Annotated in this window: 11 protein-coding genes; 2 read left to right on the top strand and 9 right to left on the bottom strand. The window is 47.2% G+C overall.

Translation table 11 applies throughout. The annotated features are described in order from the left end of the window. Positions 1 to 19 precede the first annotated feature (19 nt). The 5 genes from hcp to nhaC form a co-directional block, all read right to left on the bottom strand. Complete coding sequence (gene hcp, locus ACVA58_RS02055) at positions 20 to 1,369, bottom strand: hydroxylamine reductase (protein WP_446508791.1); 1,350 nt, start codon at positions 1,367 to 1,369, stop codon at positions 20 to 22. A gap of 414 nt (positions 1,370 to 1,783) precedes the next feature. Next, the gene (locus tag ACVA58_RS02050) at positions 1,784 to 2,905 is read right to left on the bottom strand and encodes a M20 family metallopeptidase (protein WP_446508790.1); all 1,122 of its coding nucleotides are present in this window, start codon (positions 2,903 to 2,905) and stop codon (positions 1,784 to 1,786) included. A 76-nt stretch (positions 2,906 to 2,981) separates the two neighbouring features. After that, positions 2,982 to 3,446 carry a YjiG family protein gene (locus ACVA58_RS02045; protein ID WP_044622888.1) on the bottom strand — a complete coding sequence of 155 codons (465 nt, stop codon included), beginning with the start codon at positions 3,444 to 3,446 and terminating at the stop codon, positions 2,982 to 2,984. Beyond that, positions 3,446 to 4,165, bottom strand: a complete 720-nt coding sequence (locus ACVA58_RS02040) for a nucleoside recognition domain-containing protein (RefSeq protein ID WP_446508789.1) — start codon at positions 4,163 to 4,165, stop codon at positions 3,446 to 3,448. The genes ACVA58_RS02045 and ACVA58_RS02040 overlap by 1 nt, the downstream gene beginning before the upstream one ends. Positions 4,166 to 4,651: 486 nt before the next feature. Next, complete coding sequence (gene nhaC, locus ACVA58_RS02035; protein ID WP_446508788.1) at positions 4,652 to 6,229, bottom strand: Na+/H+ antiporter NhaC; 1,578 nt, start codon at positions 6,227 to 6,229, stop codon at positions 4,652 to 4,654. A 674-nt stretch (positions 6,230 to 6,903) separates the two neighbouring features. Here nhaC and asd point away from each other — a divergent pair. Further along, complete coding sequence (gene asd, locus ACVA58_RS02030; RefSeq protein WP_446508989.1) at positions 6,904 to 8,025, top strand: aspartate-semialdehyde dehydrogenase; 1,122 nt, start codon at positions 6,904 to 6,906, stop codon at positions 8,023 to 8,025. 105 nt (positions 8,026 to 8,130) lie between these two features. Here the strand turns inward: asd and ACVA58_RS02025 are convergent, their stop codons facing one another. From ACVA58_RS02025 to sodB, 3 genes are all read right to left on the bottom strand, one after another. After that, a complete protein-coding gene (locus ACVA58_RS02025; RefSeq protein WP_446508787.1) occupies positions 8,131 to 11,220 on the bottom strand; it encodes an efflux RND transporter permease subunit in 3,090 nt (1,029 codons plus the stop codon). Continuing rightward, positions 11,220 to 12,338 (bottom strand): efflux RND transporter periplasmic adaptor subunit, encoded by a 1,119-nt coding sequence (locus ACVA58_RS02020; protein ID WP_446508786.1) that lies wholly within the window; start codon positions 12,336 to 12,338, stop codon positions 11,220 to 11,222. The genes ACVA58_RS02025 and ACVA58_RS02020 overlap by 1 nt, the downstream gene beginning before the upstream one ends. A 251-nt stretch (positions 12,339 to 12,589) precedes the next feature. After that, on the bottom strand, positions 12,590 to 13,174 hold the full coding sequence (sodB, locus tag ACVA58_RS02015) for a superoxide dismutase [Fe] (RefSeq protein ID WP_446508785.1): 585 nt from the start codon (positions 13,172 to 13,174) through the stop codon (positions 12,590 to 12,592). Between the two features lie 297 nt (positions 13,175 to 13,471). Here sodB and ACVA58_RS02010 point away from each other — a divergent pair, with 297 nt between their 5' ends. Then, a complete protein-coding gene (locus ACVA58_RS02010; RefSeq protein ID WP_107350132.1) occupies positions 13,472 to 13,813 on the top strand; it encodes a Grx4 family monothiol glutaredoxin in 342 nt (113 codons plus the stop codon). 128 nt (positions 13,814 to 13,941) lie between these two features. Here the strand turns inward: ACVA58_RS02010 and ACVA58_RS02005 are convergent, their stop codons facing one another. Beyond that, complete coding sequence (locus tag ACVA58_RS02005) at positions 13,942 to 18,243, bottom strand: transporter substrate-binding domain-containing protein (RefSeq protein ID WP_446508784.1); 4,302 nt, start codon at positions 18,241 to 18,243, stop codon at positions 13,942 to 13,944. Positions 18,244 to 18,265 lie beyond the last annotated feature (22 nt).

Below are 18,265 nucleotides of genomic sequence, written 5' to 3'. Positions count from 1 at the left end.
CCGAGGGCATTACTGCGATTTACACTTCAACCACATCTAGCTGCGGTTGAGGGTTTAGCATGCGGGCCAAATCATCTTTGGCATTGCCCGTTAGCTGCAGGTTGAACTGCTGCTGTAGGAAGGCAAAGATATCTTCGTTGACGAACTCTGGTGGGTTTGGACCCAGGTAAATATTCTGGATACCCAAGTTGAACAGTGCCAGTAGGATAAGCACCGCTTTTTGCTCCATCCAAGACAGAACGATGTTCACCGGCAGATCGTTAACGGCAACACCCATCGCATCGCTCAGTGCCAATGCGATCATTACCGCACCGTAGCTGTCATTACATTGGCCAAGGTCAAGGTAGCGTGGGATCTCCGTGCCCGGAACCGTACCGAAGTCATGGTCGTTGAAACGGAATTTACCGCATGAAGACGTCAGGATGATGCAATCGTCAGGGATAGACAGAGCCAACTCACGGAAGTAATCGTTCGGTTTGCCTGGTTTATCACAACCTGCTACGACGAAGAACTGCTTGATCTTGCCTTCGTTAACCGCTTCTAGGATCTGCGGTGCCAAACCAAGAATCGTCTTGTAGTTGTGGCCGGTCATCAGGGTGTCTTCACTGTTGAAGCCTTCGATATCCGGTAGGCTCAATGTTTGCTCGATCAGTGGGCCAAAGTCGTCTTCAAGCTGGCGGCAGTTATCGATGCCGACAATACCGTAGCTGTATAGACGGTCGGCATAATCTGCACGGCCTGTTGGTGGAACAATACAGTTAGTGGTCACGATAATGGTACCGTTCCACTTTTGGAATAGCTGCTTTTGGTCGAACCACGCTTTACCAACGTTACCTTTTAGGTGGCTGTATTTGCGTAGTTCAGGATAGCCGTGTGCAGGTAGCATCTCTGAGTGGGTATAGATATTGATACCTTTACCTTCGGTCGCAATAAGCAGGCGCTCAAGCAGTTCAAGGTCGTGACCGGTAACTAGGATACCTTTACCTTCAGCTTTGTTTTGTGGCACGCATACAGGAGTAGGGATCCCTAAGCGGCCATGGTGGGCCTCACCCAAGCGAGACATCATCTCGCTACCGGCACCACCAATTTTCATCAATTGGGCAATGTGCTGGTCAAAGCTGAAGTTAACGTTAGTTAGCGTGAAATATAGGGTTTCGGCAATTACGTCATCAACAGATTTAGTATCTGCACCTAGATCATCGGCGTGAGTACGGTAAGCAGAAAGGCCTTTCAGGCCGAAAATCATAATATCTTGTAGGCGCGAAAGGTTTTCGTCTTTACCACAAGTGCCTTGGGTTTTTCCTGTGCTACCACAGCCGCCAGTTTGGGCCATCGAGCACTGATGACAAAACATTGCTAAGTTCGACATTATTGCATTCCTTAAAGGTGTATTTGTTTTGCAACTTATGGTGCGAGCATACGAGGAAAGCGAAGCAACGTCATTGATCGAGATCATTTCTGCCAGTAACCACCATATAAAATACTACTTATGAGAGGTAGGTTTATGGATTGTATCGGAATGTATGGATTGCCCCCGCACTATTGAACAGTGTTTTGTATCTATGTAGCCTATATATAGTCAGTTAACTATTATGGATTGGATATGAGTATATCCCTGAGGGCTCAGGCACATTTGGATAAAGTGCGAAAAAAATATCTAGCGGCATACCGAGCGAATGAAAAGGGTCGGGCGCGCTGACAGGGATAGCTAAGGAGTCACCGGATAGGCACAAAAAAGGGCGCTTCTGCGCCCTTTTCTCGATTCGAGCTAATCTATTGTTAATTAGCCAGCGATTTTGGTCAGTACTTTTTTCAGTAGCTGGATACGCGGCTCGATAGTTTCAAGCTCAAGGTATTCATCAGCACTGTGGAAACCAGCACCGGCAGGGCCAAGGCCATCCAGTGTTGGAATACCTAGCACTGCAGTTAGGTTTGCATCTGAGCCGCCACCGACTTCTTGCCATGTGATGTTGATGCCTACTTCTTGGCCCGCTTCTTCAACCAAGGCCATCAGAGATTCAGTCTTTTCAGAAGGAACCATTGATGGTTTGTGAGCTTCACGGTCGATAGTAATAGCAACACCGTCAACAAATGGTGTTTCAGCCATTGCACGAATTTTCGCGTCGGCATCGGCGTATTCGTCGTTGTCCCAGAAACGTACATCAACCACGGCTTCTGCATGATCAGGAACGATGTTGGCACCGGCACCACCTTTAACCACACCCACGTTCAGGGTAGTACCTGACTCAAAGTTAGTTAGGTTGTTGATCGCCAGAATCCAGTTTGCCATCTCAGTGATTGCACTGCGGCCATTTTGCGGTTCGTTACCTGCGTGTGCAGCTTTACCTGCAAATGTCAGGCGGTAGCGAGCCATACCCTTACGAGCTTTAACCAAAGAACCGTCAGCACGGGCAGCTTCTGCCACCAATACATTTTTAGCATTAACGGCAACGCTCTTTAGCCATTTTTCTGAGTGTAGCGAACCAATTTCTTCGTCTGGGTTCATGCATACACAGATAGACAGTTTATCTAGTGTTTCCTGATCCATGCCGCGTAAGGTGTAAACAACGTTCAGCAGGCCAGATTTCATGTCAGATACGCCTGGACCGTAAGCGCGTTTGTCATCAAATGTCATTGGGCGAGCTGCCACTGTGCCAACAGGGAAAACGGTGTCCATGTGGCCAATAAGCATCACGTCAATGTGTTCAGCGTCAGGCTTATTGCGAACTTCAAGGCCGGTTCCGGCAATACCGCAATCTACACGCTTCACATTCCAGCCCAGATCAACGTATTTTTGTTCCATCTGGTTGGCAATAACTTCAATGCCTTCTTTGGTTAGCGTACCGCAGTCGACATCGATTAGCGGGCGTAGTTCTTCCAAGTAATCTTGCAGTGAGAAACTCATATTAGCTCCTGAGAGAAACCCTATAAGGGGTATGAATAGCGACAGGAAAAAGGGGGCAAAGCCCCCTTAAAGATATTTACACAAGGATGTTCATTACGAACATGGCAACGAATGCATTCAGGACCGAAATTGCAACCATCACAGGGATGTGGCGGCCTTCTGTGCCGATAACACCGAGGATACGGCCAAGGTACTGAACCTGAGAGCCCATTAGGTAGATAGCAGGGGCAAGGATTGCGATGTGGTTACCGTCAAGGATACCACTGTCAAACAGAGTGATTACCACACCAACCGCACCACCCATCGACATCCACGCACCGATCAATACCGCTGCGGCTTCACCTGGCAGGCCGAAGACACCCATGATAGGTGAGAACAAAACGCCCATAGCGTCAAGTGCACCAGTAAGAGAAAGTACTTTGATGATCACGAATGCCATCAGTACGTTTGGAATCGTAGAGCTTGTTGAGATAGCCCAGCCTTTCTTCGCGCCTTCTACGAAGATATCAGTAACCATTGGTTTTTTAGTTGCTTGAGACATTATGCGGTCTCCTTCTCAGTAGAAACGTTGTTTTTCTTATCAGTGGCTTTCAGGTATAGGCGGAAGATGTTCGCGCCTACAATTTTCATCACGAACATGATGACAACAGCCAGACCAATTGAAGAGGTAACTGCATTGCTACCGTCAGCGTAGGTTAGGGTGAACAATACCGCGCCAGAAGAGAAGAAGTTAACAATGGTGGCACCGGCAGAGAACTGGAACATCGCGAACACATCGGTTTCGCGCTGGTTGATGTGGCCTGCTTCCTGAAGCTGGCGTGTCATAGAAGCGCCTGAGTCAGTATTCTGTAGAGAAGCGATAAGCGCCAGACCAGTATCACCAGGTAGGCCAACAAGTGGACGTAGTAGTGGAGTCAGTAGCTTACGAGCAGCGTCTAGAGCACCGTAGTGCTCAAGAACGTTGATCATGCCCAGTGCGAACATAACAGTAGGTACAAGCGTTAGGGCAAAAAGGAAGCCGTCACGTGCACCGCTACCGCCAGTACCGCGCATAGTTGTTTTTGTCACTTCTACAGCACCGTCAGCAGCTGTCGTGACAGTGTTCGCCATGGTACCGAAAGAACCGTTCAGGGTATTGAAATCAAAAACACCGTACCACTCGTTGGTTTGTAGTAAACCTGAAAAGAACACAAAAGCGAACGCTAGGGCAATGTATGCACCTATCGTTACCTTTTGGTTTTTCTCTGCTGGATTGCTCATATGTAACCTCTTAGGAATCAAAAAGGCCGATTGGCCAAAATAAGGAATCTGTAACAATTCTTCACAGGTTTTCACTGCAAATTGAGCTGTTACAGAGTCCTCAAAATAAGAAACGAGGTCATTGTCCATGATTTATCGGGGAAATAATTGACGGGGGTCAATATGTGCTACTGAATGCTAACCCGATAGGGCTAATGGCTGGTATTTGTGATCGTGATCTACATTAATATCCTATTCACAAAACATAACATTCATAGTGGATGTTTTTAATCATGATTGATTGTTTTTTTATTATTAATTAATCATTTCCATGGTGTGTTTTTAGTGTGTGATAAGTGTTTTTTGGGCAGGATAGGAATGATAATTCTGCGTGTTGTTGCTGGTTGGTTAGTATAAGTTCAATTAATATTTGTTTACAACTATATTCTTGACTAGGTGCAAAAAAGGCGCCGCTATGGCGCCCTTACAATTTTATATAGAAGAAATTTAAGCTGTTTGTTGTGGACTCTGAGTCGCTTGTAACGGGCTATCTTCTTCAGCTTCGTCGGTGGTTACTGTTGGAGGGCAGCGATCAACGAACCAACCCATATACGACGAGACAATAGTGACGATAATGCACACAAAGCTCAACCACATGAACGGTGCATAGGAGAAGGTGGCTACACCCAGAATACTTGCCATGTAGATACCGTTATCACTCCAAGGGACCATACCTGATGTTAGGGTACCGCCGAACTCTGCATTTCGAGAGAGGTTCTTACGCTGGTAACCGAGGCGGTCATAGTTCTTGGCACAAATTTTTGGCGTTAGGATCAGTGATACATACATCGCTGAACCGAAGACGTTACCCAGGAAGGCGGTGGCAATCGTCGATACAGACAGGCTGCCCGCCGAGTTAACACGTTTCTCGAATATCTTAGCAATGGTCTGCAATACGCCAACTTTGTCCAGCAGGCCACCGAAGCCAAGACCGAAGATGATGACTGCTACCGAGCCCAGCATCGATGACATACCGCCACGATTAAGGATTGCATCGATGAAGTCGACCCCAGAGTCGATAGAGAACGGTGCCCAAGCAGTGTTAAATGCAACCAGTGGGTCCATATCCTGAATCATTACTGCCCAGATGATGCCCAGCAGTGAACCAAGAGAAATAACTGGGAAAGAAGGCAGACGTAAAGCCAGTAGAGCAAGAACTATGATCACAGGTACGAATGAGAATGGCGAGATCACGAACTGCTGCTCCATCGCGATGATAACAGACTCAACCTGAGACATATCGACATTGCCGGCGTAGTGGATGCCAACACCGGTAAAGAGGATACCGGTAATTATGTAGCTGATAAGAGCAATTGGCAGCATACCTTTGATATGCTCGACAACTTCAACATTAGACATCGATGAAGCCAGAATTACCGAGTCTGATAGTGGTGACAACTTGTCACCAAAGTAACAGCCGGACAGCACTGCACCAGCTGTCATTGGAGCAGGGATCCCCAAGCCTTGGCCAATACCCATCATCGCAATACCGGCAGTACCTGCCGCACCCCAAGAAGTACCGGTTGCCAATGCAGTCATTGAACAGATCAACATTGTTGCCAACAGGAAGATGGAAGGGTGGATGGCTTTTAGGCCGTAATAAATGATGGTTGGAACAATACCACCTGCAATCCAAGTACCGACAAGCGCACCCACCGCCAGCAAAATGAGCACGGCCCCCAAGCCGTTAGCGATGCCTTTGGTTGCTGCTGTTTCTAACGACTTATAATCATGGCCAAGCTTAATGCCCAGAGCCATGATCACGAACCAGCCGATGTAAAGCGCTAACTGGATAGGTAAATCGAGTTTCGCAGTAAAAGAGAAAGCCAGCGCAAGAAAAATACCGAGAGCGATAAAGACCTGAGTCAGCGACGGTAGTTTTACAGTCTGTTTGTTCATACTTCTAACCTTGTAAGTTCGAGCCTGTAAATAATGATTATTCCTTTGAGCGGTGTATTTTCGCCCCAAGGGATTATTTTTTAATAATTTTGATGACCAAAATGGCCAGTTAAAGAGTGCTAGCATTGATTTGCTGCTACTCTAGCGGATAGATTTCATGCTCACGATAGAAAATGTCTATAGATGTGATCTGATGCAAAATGAAGTCTAAACCCTTTGAAAAAGTACGTTTGTATTTTGAATTTTTGTTAAATTAGCGTACTTGATTTGTGTGTTGTATGTTTTTTGACTGCTTTTCATATTGTTTCCATGTGTGATATTCCATTAATAGATAGATGATACAACCGCACTTATGGTGGTAATTTAGAATTAAGTTTTGCCATATCGAGCTATGGTAGGTTATCAATGTGTCGCGAAATGATCAAAATAAGTAATGATTATTGGTTGTGAAGATTTAATTAAGATTTCATCTTTCAGTCTTATTATTGACCATTATTTAACACTTGGAGTGCAATTTGAGCGATGTTTGTTTGTCTTCTAGCCCGAAATTTCACCAAAGATAATGTGGGGATTTATCATTCAGTATCGTAAGGTGTAATATTGTTTGCTGGTTTTGTTCACAGTGTGGTGATTTTTTTTACAGGTTTTTTGCAACTTATGCTTGAGTTTCGGGGCTGAAATTACTATAGATGGGGGTCTGTCTGTCGTTATAACTATCGCTTGTTTCTACTGAAATGGTCATACCAGAAGTATCGATAGTTATACCGATAGAACAATGATCAGGGAGAGTAGTGCAGATGATGAAAGTAGGATTAGTGGGTTGGCGAGGCATGGTGGGCTCTGTCCTGATGCAGCGTATGGTGGAAGAAGGTGATTTTAATGTCATCGAGCCAGTTTTCTTCTCTACGTCCCAAATTGGGATCCCAGCCCCGAATTTTGGTAAGGATGCCGGCGTCCTTCAGGATGCGTTTGATATTGAGCGCCTGAAACAGTTGGATGCGATTATCACCTGTCAGGGTGGTAGTTACACCGAGAAAGTATACCCAGCACTACGTCAAGCAGGTTGGAAAGGCTATTGGATTGATGCGGCATCAACCTTGCGCATGAAAGAAGACTCCATTATTGCCCTTGATCCTGTGAATTACGAACAGATGAAACAAGGTCTGCACAAGGGTGTGAGTACTTTCGCTGGTGGTAACTGTACCGTGAGCCTAATGCTTATGGCTGTCGGTGGCTTGTACCAAGCAGGCTTGGTTGAGTGGATGACCTCTCAAACCTACCAGGCGGCATCTGGTGCCGGAGCGAAAAACATGCGTGAGCTAATCAGTCAGATGGGCGTGATCAACGACGCTGTTTCTAGTGAACTGGCTGATCCTTCTACTTCTATTTTGGATATCGACCGCAAGGTGGCTGAAACCATGCGCTCCGATAGCTTCCCGTCTCAAGAGTTTGGTGTACCGCTAGCAGGTTCATTGATCCCTTGGATTGACGTGAAGCGCGATAATGGCCAAAGCAAGGAAGAATGGAAAGCGTCGGTGGAAACCAACAAGATCCTCGGTCTTGATAGCAAGCCTATTCCAATCGACGGTACATGTGTACGTATCGGTGCAATGCGCTGTCATAGTCAGGCGTTGACTCTGAAGTTGAAGAAAGCTGTTCCAATGGACGAAGTGGAAGAAATCATTGCATCACATAACGATTGGGTGAAAGTGATCCCGAATGATCGTGATGTGACAGCCCAGGAGCTGAGCCCAACTAAAGTAACCGGTACTCTTTCTGTCCCTGTTGGTCGTTTGCGTAAACTGGCGATGGGTGATGACTACCTCAATGCGTTCACTGTGGGTGACCAGTTGTTGTGGGGTGCTGCTGAGCCGCTTCGCCGTACTTTGCGTATCATCTTGGCTGAGAAGCAATCAGTTTAATTAAGAATAACCACTGATATAAAACGCCTGCTCACTCTGGTTAACAGAGGGGCAGGTGTTTTTTTATGGTGTTGTTTATTAGCTTAAACTCTTTAGCTTCAAGGCCTAGCTTACCGGTGCTTGGCGGGTACGACGCCAGATGGCCAGTACATCTTTCTCTTTTAACTTAGCCATGGCCACATAGGCGACAGGTACCACGAACAGCGAGAAGAAAGTACCGGCAACCAGACCGCCAACGAGCACCAAGCCGATATTTACCCGACCCAGAGAGCCCGGCCCAGAGGCAAATGCTAGCGGCAGCGAACCGAGGATCATCGTCAGTGAGGTCATCAGAATTGGCCTCAGGCGGGAGCGGGCACTTTCCAGTGCAGCAGTAATAGCTGTGGCGCCATGCCGGCGTTGTTCGTTGGCGAATTGAACCAGCAAGATGCCGTGTTTAGTCACCAAGCCGACTAATGTCAGCAAGCCGATTTTCGAGTAGATATTTAGGCTTTGATCAAACAGCGACAGCGTCAATAGAGCCCCGACAATACATAACGGAACCGTCAGCATAATGACCAGTGGATCGATAAAGCTTTCAAACTGTGCTGCCAAAATCAGGTAAACGAAAATTAAGGCCAGCAGGAAAAGTAATTGCGTTCCGGCTTGCGAGTCGTCCAGCAATTTTACTGTTCCATTGAAAGCATAACCTTGCGCACTGCTCAACAGGGAAGGCACTTCCAGATCGATATAGGCTTTGATGTCACTGGCTGTGTAGCCCGGCATCAAATCTGCGGTGATTTCTGCACTGTCTTTCCACATATAAGTCTTGAAGCTCGATTCCGCCGTTGTCTGCTTGATATTGACAAACTGGGACAGCGGTAAGCTTTGTCCGGAGTCTGAACTGACATAAAGTTTATCGAGGACATTGAAGCTGCCCAAATCCTGGCGGTTAACCTGTACCTGAATAGGGTAGGTAAACCCGTCATCGGCTTGCAAATCAGCTGCTTTGACTGAACCCATGAACGTTGATAGTGCATCGGTGACGTCGCTGTAATTCACCCCTGATAAGATAATGGCATTTCTGTCGATTTCCAGATCGTAAGTGAGCTGATCGCGAAGGGTAGAGTTCTTCACATTGGTGACCCCTGGGTATTGCTTGAGCAGGGTGGTGACCTGTTCGGCAGTTTTCGCCAAGGCGTCGGTATTTCGGTCTACGGTGGTCAACTCAAGGACCAAGTTCGATGCAATCCCAAGGTTATCGGCAGATCGGACGGCAAAGGACATGTCATAAGCCGATACGGTGCGACTTGCTTTGTCGCTAAGCGTGGCAATCACCTCATCTGCGGTTTGCTGGCGCTCACCCCATGGCTTGAGCAATACATGGTTGGTTGGCGTCCCTTCAATATAAGATAGGTTAGCTTCGATAGCGCGTTGCCCTGTCATCACACTGTTTAGCTCATCATTATGAGACTGGTGATATTGGCGGCCGACGCCTGTCGGCGAGGTTGAGGTAACTTCGATAAAACCGGAGTCTTCGGTTGGCAGCAGAACCTGCGGTATGCTGACAAAGGCAAAGCCCGATAGCAACAGTAAAAGACAGGACAAACCTGCCATGACCGTTTTACGATTCATCCACTTAGCAAGTTCAAGGGTATATCTATCGGCCAGACTGTTAAGTTGATGGTCAATACGAGCAAACCATTTGGGGTGTTGGCTGATTGGTTTGATCAGGTATGCACTCATCATTGGCGAAAGGGTAAGAGCAACCATGCCGGAAATGATCACGGCTGCAGCGAGGGTAAAAGCAAACTGACGAAAAAGATCGGCGGTTAAGCCAGACATCAAACCAATTGGCAGATAGACAACGGCTAGGGTGAGTGTCATCGCAATAACCGGGAAGATGATCTCCTTGCTGCCTTTCAGTGCGGCATTGAAAGGTGTTTCTCCTTGTTCAATATGGCGGTAGCAGTTCTCGACCACCACAATAGCGTCATCAACTACCAGTCCAATGGCTAGAATAATAGCGAGGATAGTTAGCACATTGAGACTAAAACCGAGCAGTGCCATGACAGAGAACACCCCGATGACACAAACAGGTATGGTAATGATAGGCACAGAGGCGACACGAAAAGAGCCAAGGAACAACATCACCACGATAGATACCAATACAACCGCTTCGACCAATGTCGCAAAGCCCTCATCTATGGCTGATTGAATGAAGTCGGCTTGGTTGTAAACCATCTTCATTTCAATGCCGTTAGGCAGTTTGTCCTCCATCGACGCAATGGCCGCCTTAACTCGCTCGGCAACCACGACCGGATTTTCGGTTTTCAACGGCAGGACTTGTAGCGACATGGCTTGGTTGCCATTAACCGTCAACCTGCTTGGAGTCAGGCTCTCTTCACCCATAACCACATCAGCAATGTCTTTGACCCGGATGATTTGGCCATTTTCAACCCTAATCACTAGTTCCTGGACATCTTCTAGCGAAGTGACCTGACTGACAGGGTTAATAGAAAAATCTCGCGCTTCGCCTTTGATGGTACCGGCTGTGAATGTGCTGTTATAGGTGCTCAAGGTACCGACAACGTCGGCGGTCTTGATATTCAGCGCCTTCATCCGTTCAGGTTTGAGCCACACCCGAACTGCTTTGGAAGAGCCACCGTATGGTCCCCAGACACTGCCAACACCTTGGATATGACGGAACTGCGGGACAAGTTGCTGGCTGATGTAGTCATACATCTCCTGCTGCTCAAGACCTCCGGTATTGACGAAAGAGATGACATTACTGGTAGTGCTGGTATCTGACGAGTTGTCCGTGACTGTCGGCTTGTCAGTCATACTCGGTGGGAAATCAGTCACCGCTTCGACACTGCTGCGCAGTTTGTTCATCAGGTTGGTGTATTCAACATCATCGACATCGTCGCTGAAGTTTATTTTCAGGGTACAGCTACCCTCGACACAGTCGGTAGTCATGGTATCGACGCTGTCTAGGCCGGTTGCGGCATCGATCAGTTTGTCGGCGACATTGCGAGACATAAACTCGGCACTGGCACCGGTGATACTGGCGCTAACTGTGGCGGTGGCTGTCTGGTGCTCAGGAAAATACTGGATGGAGAGTTTCTGGAATGACAAGATCCCCAGCAACACGAGAGCAATGCTGAGTACCGACGCAAAAACAGGGTGGCGAATACAAACTTCAGGTAAGCGCATTATCCTGCCTCCTTGTTGTTAGTCTGTTCTGAGCCTGTTTCTATCGTTCTTGTTTCTTTAGAAATTGGCTGTCCAGAAGGTTGAGACGATAGAACATTGACCGTGTGACCATCATTTAATTTCTGTTGCCCTGTCGTGACAATCTGTTCGCCTTTTCTCAGCCCGCTTTTAATGATGACATAACCATCATTGGTATTGGCACCTAATTCAACCTGGCGGCGTAGTGGTTTGTCGCCTTCAACAACCCAAAGATAGCGTTGTTCGTTGTTAGCCAAAATGGCGTTTTGTGGTACGACAAGCTGAGATTGTCCCCTTTGCAGCTGCTGGCTGACGTTGGCAAACATGCCCGGTGCCAGTATCAGCTCTTGGTTCTCTATAGTGGCATGAACTTCAACTCGGCCTGAACTTTCATCAACAGCTGGTGCAATATAGTTCACTTCACCCGTGAACGTCTGGTTGGGAAATGCCGAGACGCTAACCGTCACGGTTTGGCCAATCTGGGCAGTACCAAGATCTTCCTGGCTGATGGCATAAGTAACATTAACTGGATCTAACTTGTAAAGGCTCACCAGTGCCGTAGAGGCATCGATATGGCTGCCAATGGAGTGGCTAAAGGTTGTTAGCCTGCCATCAAATGGTGCAACAATGGTGTAGTCTTTGAGGGTTGCTTCTTGCTGGCGGAAGTCGGCAGCGGCTAGGTTAACTTGTTCTTGTAGCTCGTCGACATCTTGCGGCGATAGGGCGTCAGGTTGCTTGGCGAGTAGATCACGGGTTCGTTGGAGTTTGGTTTTTGCCAAGTTGAGTGTGCTGCGAGCTTTGTCCAAGTCCGCTTTGGCTTTGGTGCTATCGAGTTCGGCAATGACATCGCCTTTATTAACGGCATCCCCATCATTGAAGGCGATCTTTTCAATCTTTGCCCCTGCACTGAATGTAAGGTTGGCATTATCAAGTGCGGTGATTTTTCCCACTTCCTCGATTTTTTGCGCGATGCTTTGGGTGGACACGGGCTCCACGGTAACTGGGATCGTTGAAGATTCAACAGCATTGGCCATCGCTATGTTTGGAGCTAAACAAAGGACAGTCGAGGCAATCATTTTGCAGGTTGAATATCTGGTCATAAGGGTATCTTCTTGCTGAATACTCCCGCATTTTTACTGTTATGTGTTCAGGGAATTGTCAGGTAAGCGTCAATCAAGCTTATGAAAAAAAGAGATTTTATATTTTTTATAGCTTTTTAGCACAAATCAGGAATGAGGCAATTACTTAAAAAATCTGAAGGTGGAAAATAAAAAAACGCCTGCAAATGCAGGCGTTTCTATCAAACTTAAGACAACTTGTTGAGCTGAATTAGGGGGGATTGCTAGCTCGATTAGGCTGCTAGGTTCTTCGCAACGAAGTCCCAGTTAACCAGTGCCCAGAAACCGTTCATGTAGTCTGGACGAACGTTACGGTAATCGATGTAGTAAGCGTGTTCCCACAGGTCAACAGTTAGAAGAGGAGTTACACCTTCTTCTGTTAGTGGAGTGGCAGCATTAGACGTGTTAACGATGTCTAGAGAGCCGTCAGCTTTCTTAACAAGCCAAGTCCAAGATGAACCGAAGTTGTTGATTGCTGAATCAGTGAACTTCGCTTTGAATGCTTCGAAAGAACCGAAAGCTGCATTGATAGCATCAGCCACTTCACCTGTTGGTTCGCCACCTGCGTTTGGTGCTAGGCAGTGCCAGTAGAAAGTGTGGTTCCAGATTTGAGCTGCATTGTTGAATACGCCACCAGTTGAAGTCTTAACGATTTCTTCTAGTGATTTTTCTTCAAGCTCAGTACCTTCGATAAGACCGTTTAGCTTAACCACGTAAGTATTGTGGTGTTTGCCGTGGTGAAACTCTAGAGTTTCCTGAGAGATGTGTGGCTCAAGAGCATTTTTTTCGTAAGGTAGAGCTGGTAGTTCGAATGCCATTGCTCGATTCTCCATTTTGGTTAAGGGGCGTTTCCCTTGACATTGCTTCCAGTTGGCTAAGGCCAACTTATTATTTGAAACTGACTATCGTCACTGAATTACTATACCGCTAGGTATTGGTCCAAATTGTGACAGTGAAATCATTTTAGCAAGTTTTTTCTTTATTAAAAGATCTGAAGGCCAAAAAGAAGTGAAAAATAATATCCTTATTTTCTTTAGGCGTTTTTTTCCGGCGCGTGACCAAGTAGAATGATGTCTGTGATAGTCAACTTATAAGCAAAGTCGTAAGAGGAAGCTATGGAAACCATCGACAAAATTAAACAACAGATTTCTGAAAACGCTATTCTGTTGTACATGAAAGGCTCACCAAAACTACCAAGCTGTGGCTTTTCTTCTCAGGCGGCTCAAGCGCTGATGGGATGTGGTGAAAAATTTGCTTACGTCGATATCCTGCAAAACCCAGATATCCGCGCTGAGCTTCCAGCCTACGCACAATGGCCTACTTTCCCTCAATTATGGGTTGAAGGTGAGCTAGTTGGCGGCTGTGACATCATCATCGAGATGTTCCAGAAAGGTGAACTTCAGCCATTGGTTAAAGAAGCGGCTGAGCGTCGCGACGGCGAAGCATCTGCAGAGTAATCGTTAAAGATAAAGTTGGCTTATAGAAGAAGGCTGTGGCCTTGTTGCTATTGACCACTTTTTTGAAACACCCCGGGGATTCTTCATCGCCGGGGTGTTTTTGTATGAAGGTAACGAGATATTAAGGACTAAAGCTGTTCGCTCAGCGCCCTCAGTGTTTCAATCGATGTCTGTGCTTGTTCGACCGTCTTCAAATTAGCATGGCGTTCGATATCGGCTAAGGGCTTGGCAAGGGCCTCACACTCCAACATTTTGGACGCCCCTTTCATTCGGTGGGCAATATCAGCGGTAAGCGGTTGATCTTTTGCGCTCAGTGCTGACTCCAATAAGGCCATATCTCGCTGATGCGTTTCCTTGAACTCGGCAATTAATTGTTCAGCTAGTACTTGATCGTCAAACATTTCGATTAGTTTCTTTATATCGAGCAGGTTTGAGGTATCGTGATCAGGCTTAACCAATAGATCATTGGTCTTTGGGGTACTTAGCCCTTTAGCTTCCTCGTCTTGAACTTCCACCTCTAGCGCTGCAGTAATACCACCAAACAATGCTCCAAACTCATCGGCCAGCAAGTCTGCTTCTGGCGTGGACGAAGGTTCACTCTTTGACGGTAACCACTTCTCAATCCTCTCTTTGAGTTGTTCTATCGATACGGGCTTAACCACAAAGTCACTCATGCCTGCGGCAAAACAGCGACTATCTTCACCCTGAACCGCATTGGCGGTTAGCGCAATGATAGGTAAACCTTGCTCCAGGCAGGAATGGGCAATTGCCGTTCCGGCCGTGGATGCCAAACGCTTCATCACATCTTCAGTACTTTCATCATATTGTTCGAATTGGGTATACAACTCACGGGCATGTTGTTCTTTTTGGCGGATGGTAGCGGCTAGCGTATAGCCGTCCATCTCTGGCATATGGCAGTCAGAGAGTAACAAGCCATACCGGTGTTGTTCTAGGGCTTGTAATGCCTGAATGCCGTTGTCGACAATATCGGCCACAACGCCTAGTTTTTCTAGTTGTTTGGCAATCACTTGCTGGTTAATGGGGTGGTCTTCAGCAACTAAAACGAGTCGACCAGTTTGCTCGGCATACTCTCGGGTCTCTGCGGTGACTTCGTCATGTAATGCCTCTTCTGATGGGGGAATAAGTGGCGTGACCTTTTGAGTCATAACGTGACGTAAATTATCAGGAAATAGCGGGTTGACCGACAGACACCAATGTTCATCCAGTGGCTCCGGTGACAACATCGGGTTCTGGTTTATGATGACCACCTTGGTCGCAGGGGCATACTGGGCAAACCAGATTTCTGGTCGCGTCAGTTGCTGCCAGAGCGACAGGGTTAAGAAGGCAAAATCAGGTTGAGATTGGCGAATTTTTTCACGCACTGTCGATGGGTTATCGAGGGTTGCGATATCAGGCTTAATGCCTAGGCTTTCAAGGTATTGGCATAGCTCTTCCCGTTGCAAGAAATAGCCGAAAACGCCAGCAGTCTTCATGCCAAATGGTTGGACAGCAGTATTGTCGTTATGTGTCACAACAGGTAAGGGAAGGGTGACACTGAAAGTACTGCCTTTGCCTTCTTCACTGTCTAAATCAACACTGCCATTCATCTGTTCAACGAGTTTTCGTGCAATGGCTAGTCCCAACCCGGTACCACCAAACTGCCGACTGGTGGATTGGTCTGCTTGGGCAAATGGCTGGAACAGCGCCTGTTGCTTTTCTCTTGATATGCCAATACCGGTATCTTTGACGCTGAACCGGACTGTTTGGCAGCGTTGATATTGACTGGCCTTATGGCTTTCGATGACATCGACTTTAAGGGAGATAGTGCCTTGCTGGGTGAATTTAATCGCGTTGTTGAGGAAGTTATTCAGGATTTGCTGCAGGCGAATATCATCAAGGAAATGGCATTGTGCCAATGCAGGGTCTTGCCAGTAGTGGAATGCCAGTGATTTTTGCTGAGCATGGATTGACTGCGGCTGGATGATACGCGGTAGGACAGTGCCGAGCTCTATTTCTACTGGGCTGAGATCTAGTTTTCCGGCTTCGATTTTTGAAAAATCCAGTACATCATTGACGATATGCAGCATATTCCTCGCAGATTGGGTCAGACCGTCATGCAAGTTTTTGGTTTCCTCGTTGAGCGGTTGATCTGCCATTAACTCGAGCAGGCCGAGAATGCCGCTGATAGGGGTGCGCACTTCATGGCTGATAGTGGCCAGAAACTGGGATTTAGCCTCGGTGGCGCTCTCTGCTTTTTGCCTTGCGATGTCGAGTGCAAGTTGCTGTTGCTTGAGCAGCGAAATGTCAGTGATGACGGTATTCCAGTAGAACCCTTTCGTTTCATGGGGCGTAATTCGGCTTTTGAACTGTACCCACATAGGGGCTGGTTTGGTGGTGTCGATGGCTTGTTCATGATCCCAATGACCTTGCTGGCAGGCATTGAGCATGCTTTGCTCCAGTTCTTTGATATTTTCAATCGCCATTTTATCGAATAACACTTGTGGGGCCTGAAATAGTTGGCTGGCCGAGACCTGCAGTAAATCCTGGATGCTGGCACTGACAAAAGTGAACTGAAATTGGAGTGGTTTGGCTGGGTCGGGCTGGATATGCTGCAGTACAATTCCATCCAAGTTATCGGCTAGGTGTTGTAAGCGCTGTTCGGCTTTTTTGGCCCGGTGCTCGGCGGCTTTTCTTTGCAGGATCTCTTTAGCCATCTTGCGGTTCCAGCCTATGATGCTGGCGATTACCACAATTCCTAACGTTGAGAGCAAGCCGGCCCACTTGGCAACTTCCAATGGGGCTAACCCTTCTTGGTAGTCAAAGGTGAGCCATTGGTGTTCCAGTCTCGAGTACTCTTTCGGAGGAATAGAGGCAAGCGCCTTGTTGATAATATTCAACAATATAGGATGGCGGTAGTTGATAGCAAAGCGCAATGGAAGTAGGTTTTCCTGCTGTATCTGCCCCTGCATTCTGAACTGGCCAATGTAGTCACTTTGCAGCATTGGGGAAGCATGGTGCAAGGACGTGAGTACCTGATCGATCTCTTCTGCTTGTAATGCCCGAAAAGCCGCCTGCTGGTGGGGGAAGGATGTCACTTCACAACCTTTACATAGTGACGAGAGCAAGCTATCACCAGAGGTTCCACTGATGATACCAACTTGGGGTGTACCTTGGCTTAGCAGTTGGGTGAATGTTGAACTGGCATTACTAAAAAGCACCCAAGGTTCATTTGCATAGGGAGTGGAAAAATGCATTTGCAGTGCATCTTCAGGGGTCTCCGCTAATGCAGATAACATCATGATATCACCCTCGATGAAGGCTTCTTGCAAGGCAGCGAATGACGGTTTCGAAATGACTTCAAATTTAACCCCCAACTCATTGGCAATGATCTTCAACAGATCGGCGGTAAGTCCTGCGTGGTGTGTTTGTTCGTTGATGAAATCGTAGGGGGCCCAATCTTGGTGAACACCTACTGAAATGGTCGGGTTAGCCTCAAGCCAGCTTCTTTCCTCTTGGCTTAAATTGAGGTGTCCGTACTGGGCAAACATATTGTGCTGATCGGGGGTAAGCCACTGGTTGTAGATAGACTTGATGCTGTCATCTTTGATGTCTTCGAGTGCAAAATTAATCCGGTTGAGTAACCGATGCTTGCCTTTCTGGGTAGCAAAGTGAAGATGATTGGTCGGTAAATCGGGCAAGATGGATAAGGTCAGCTGTCTATCACCAATTTGCTTCATGAGGTTTGATAAAACTACAGCATCGCCAATATAGCCCTTGGCTTCTCTTTGCAAAATGCTGGTTAGGGCAACGGCACTGTCAGGGACTGGGAGTAGTTGTGCCCAAGGTAGAATTGTGGGTAGCAATTCTTGCAAGGCAAACCCCTGCTCAATGGCAATGATTTCGTTGTCGAGTTCTTGATAGTGGTTAATAGGCTTGTTTAGGGTGATGACACCACGGCGCAATGAAAATATCGGCTCACTGAACGACATAAACTCTTGCCGGCTGTAAGTTGATGTGACCCCTGCTAATAATTCAAGCTCGCCAGCTTTAAATGCGTTGGTAACATCTTCAAAGGTCGGGTAGAACACGACCTGGTACTCAAATTCAGCTAGACGTGAGACCTGTTTGAGCACATCCATGAGTAACCCGCTATAGCTATCCGGTGAAGCTCGGTAGCCAGCGGCTGTGATATGTTGCTCTATCGCCGGATCGATATAAATGTAGGGGGGGAGATTGAATCCAGGAAAACCGATGCGTACCATCGGTTGTGCTTCCTGTGGTATGAGGGGGGAGTTAATGTCAGCTTTACTGGCGATTGTCTCTTTACTTTCAACCGTCGCCTGGCTAGCCGTTACGCTTAACGAACTGAAGAAAAAACAAAAAGCTAGCACGATATGATAAACAATTTTTGCCAATGTATTGGGCGGCATACTTTACGTCCTTGTAAAGAAG

The organism is Photobacterium sp. DNB22_13_2 (assembly GCF_052873915.1).
The sequence above is the reverse complement of the archived record's forward strand: the minus strand, read 5'-3'. Positions and strand labels throughout refer to the sequence as shown.

Excerpts from the sequence above, each read along its gene's own strand:
- hcp (WP_446508791.1), bottom strand. The coding sequence starts at position 1,369 with ATGTCGAACTTAGCAATGTTTTGTCATCAGTGCTCGATGGCCCAAACT.
- ACVA58_RS02050 (WP_446508790.1), bottom strand. The coding sequence starts at position 2,905 with ATGAGTTTCTCACTGCAAGATTACTTGGAAGAACTACGCCCGCTAATC.
- ACVA58_RS02045 (WP_044622888.1), bottom strand. The coding sequence starts at position 3,446 with ATGTCTCAAGCAACTAAAAAACCAATGGTTACTGATATCTTCGTAGAA.
- ACVA58_RS02040 (WP_446508789.1), bottom strand. The coding sequence starts at position 4,165 with ATGAGCAATCCAGCAGAGAAAAACCAAAAGGTAACGATAGGTGCATAC.
- nhaC (WP_446508788.1), bottom strand. The coding sequence starts at position 6,229 with ATGCTAGCACTCTTTAACTGGCCATTTTGGTCATCAAAATTATTAAAA.
- asd (WP_446508989.1), top strand. The coding sequence starts at position 6,904 with ATGAAAGTAGGATTAGTGGGTTGGCGAGGCATGGTGGGCTCTGTCCTG.
- ACVA58_RS02025 (WP_446508787.1), bottom strand. The coding sequence starts at position 11,220 with ATGCGCTTACCTGAAGTTTGTATTCGCCACCCTGTTTTTGCGTCGGTA.
- ACVA58_RS02020 (WP_446508786.1), bottom strand. The coding sequence starts at position 12,338 with ATGACCAGATATTCAACCTGCAAAATGATTGCCTCGACTGTCCTTTGT.
- sodB (WP_446508785.1), bottom strand. The coding sequence starts at position 13,174 with ATGGCATTCGAACTACCAGCTCTACCTTACGAAAAAAATGCTCTTGAG.
- ACVA58_RS02010 (WP_107350132.1), top strand. The coding sequence starts at position 13,472 with ATGGAAACCATCGACAAAATTAAACAACAGATTTCTGAAAACGCTATT.
- ACVA58_RS02005 (WP_446508784.1), bottom strand. The coding sequence starts at position 18,243 with ATGCCGCCCAATACATTGGCAAAAATTGTTTATCATATCGTGCTAGCT.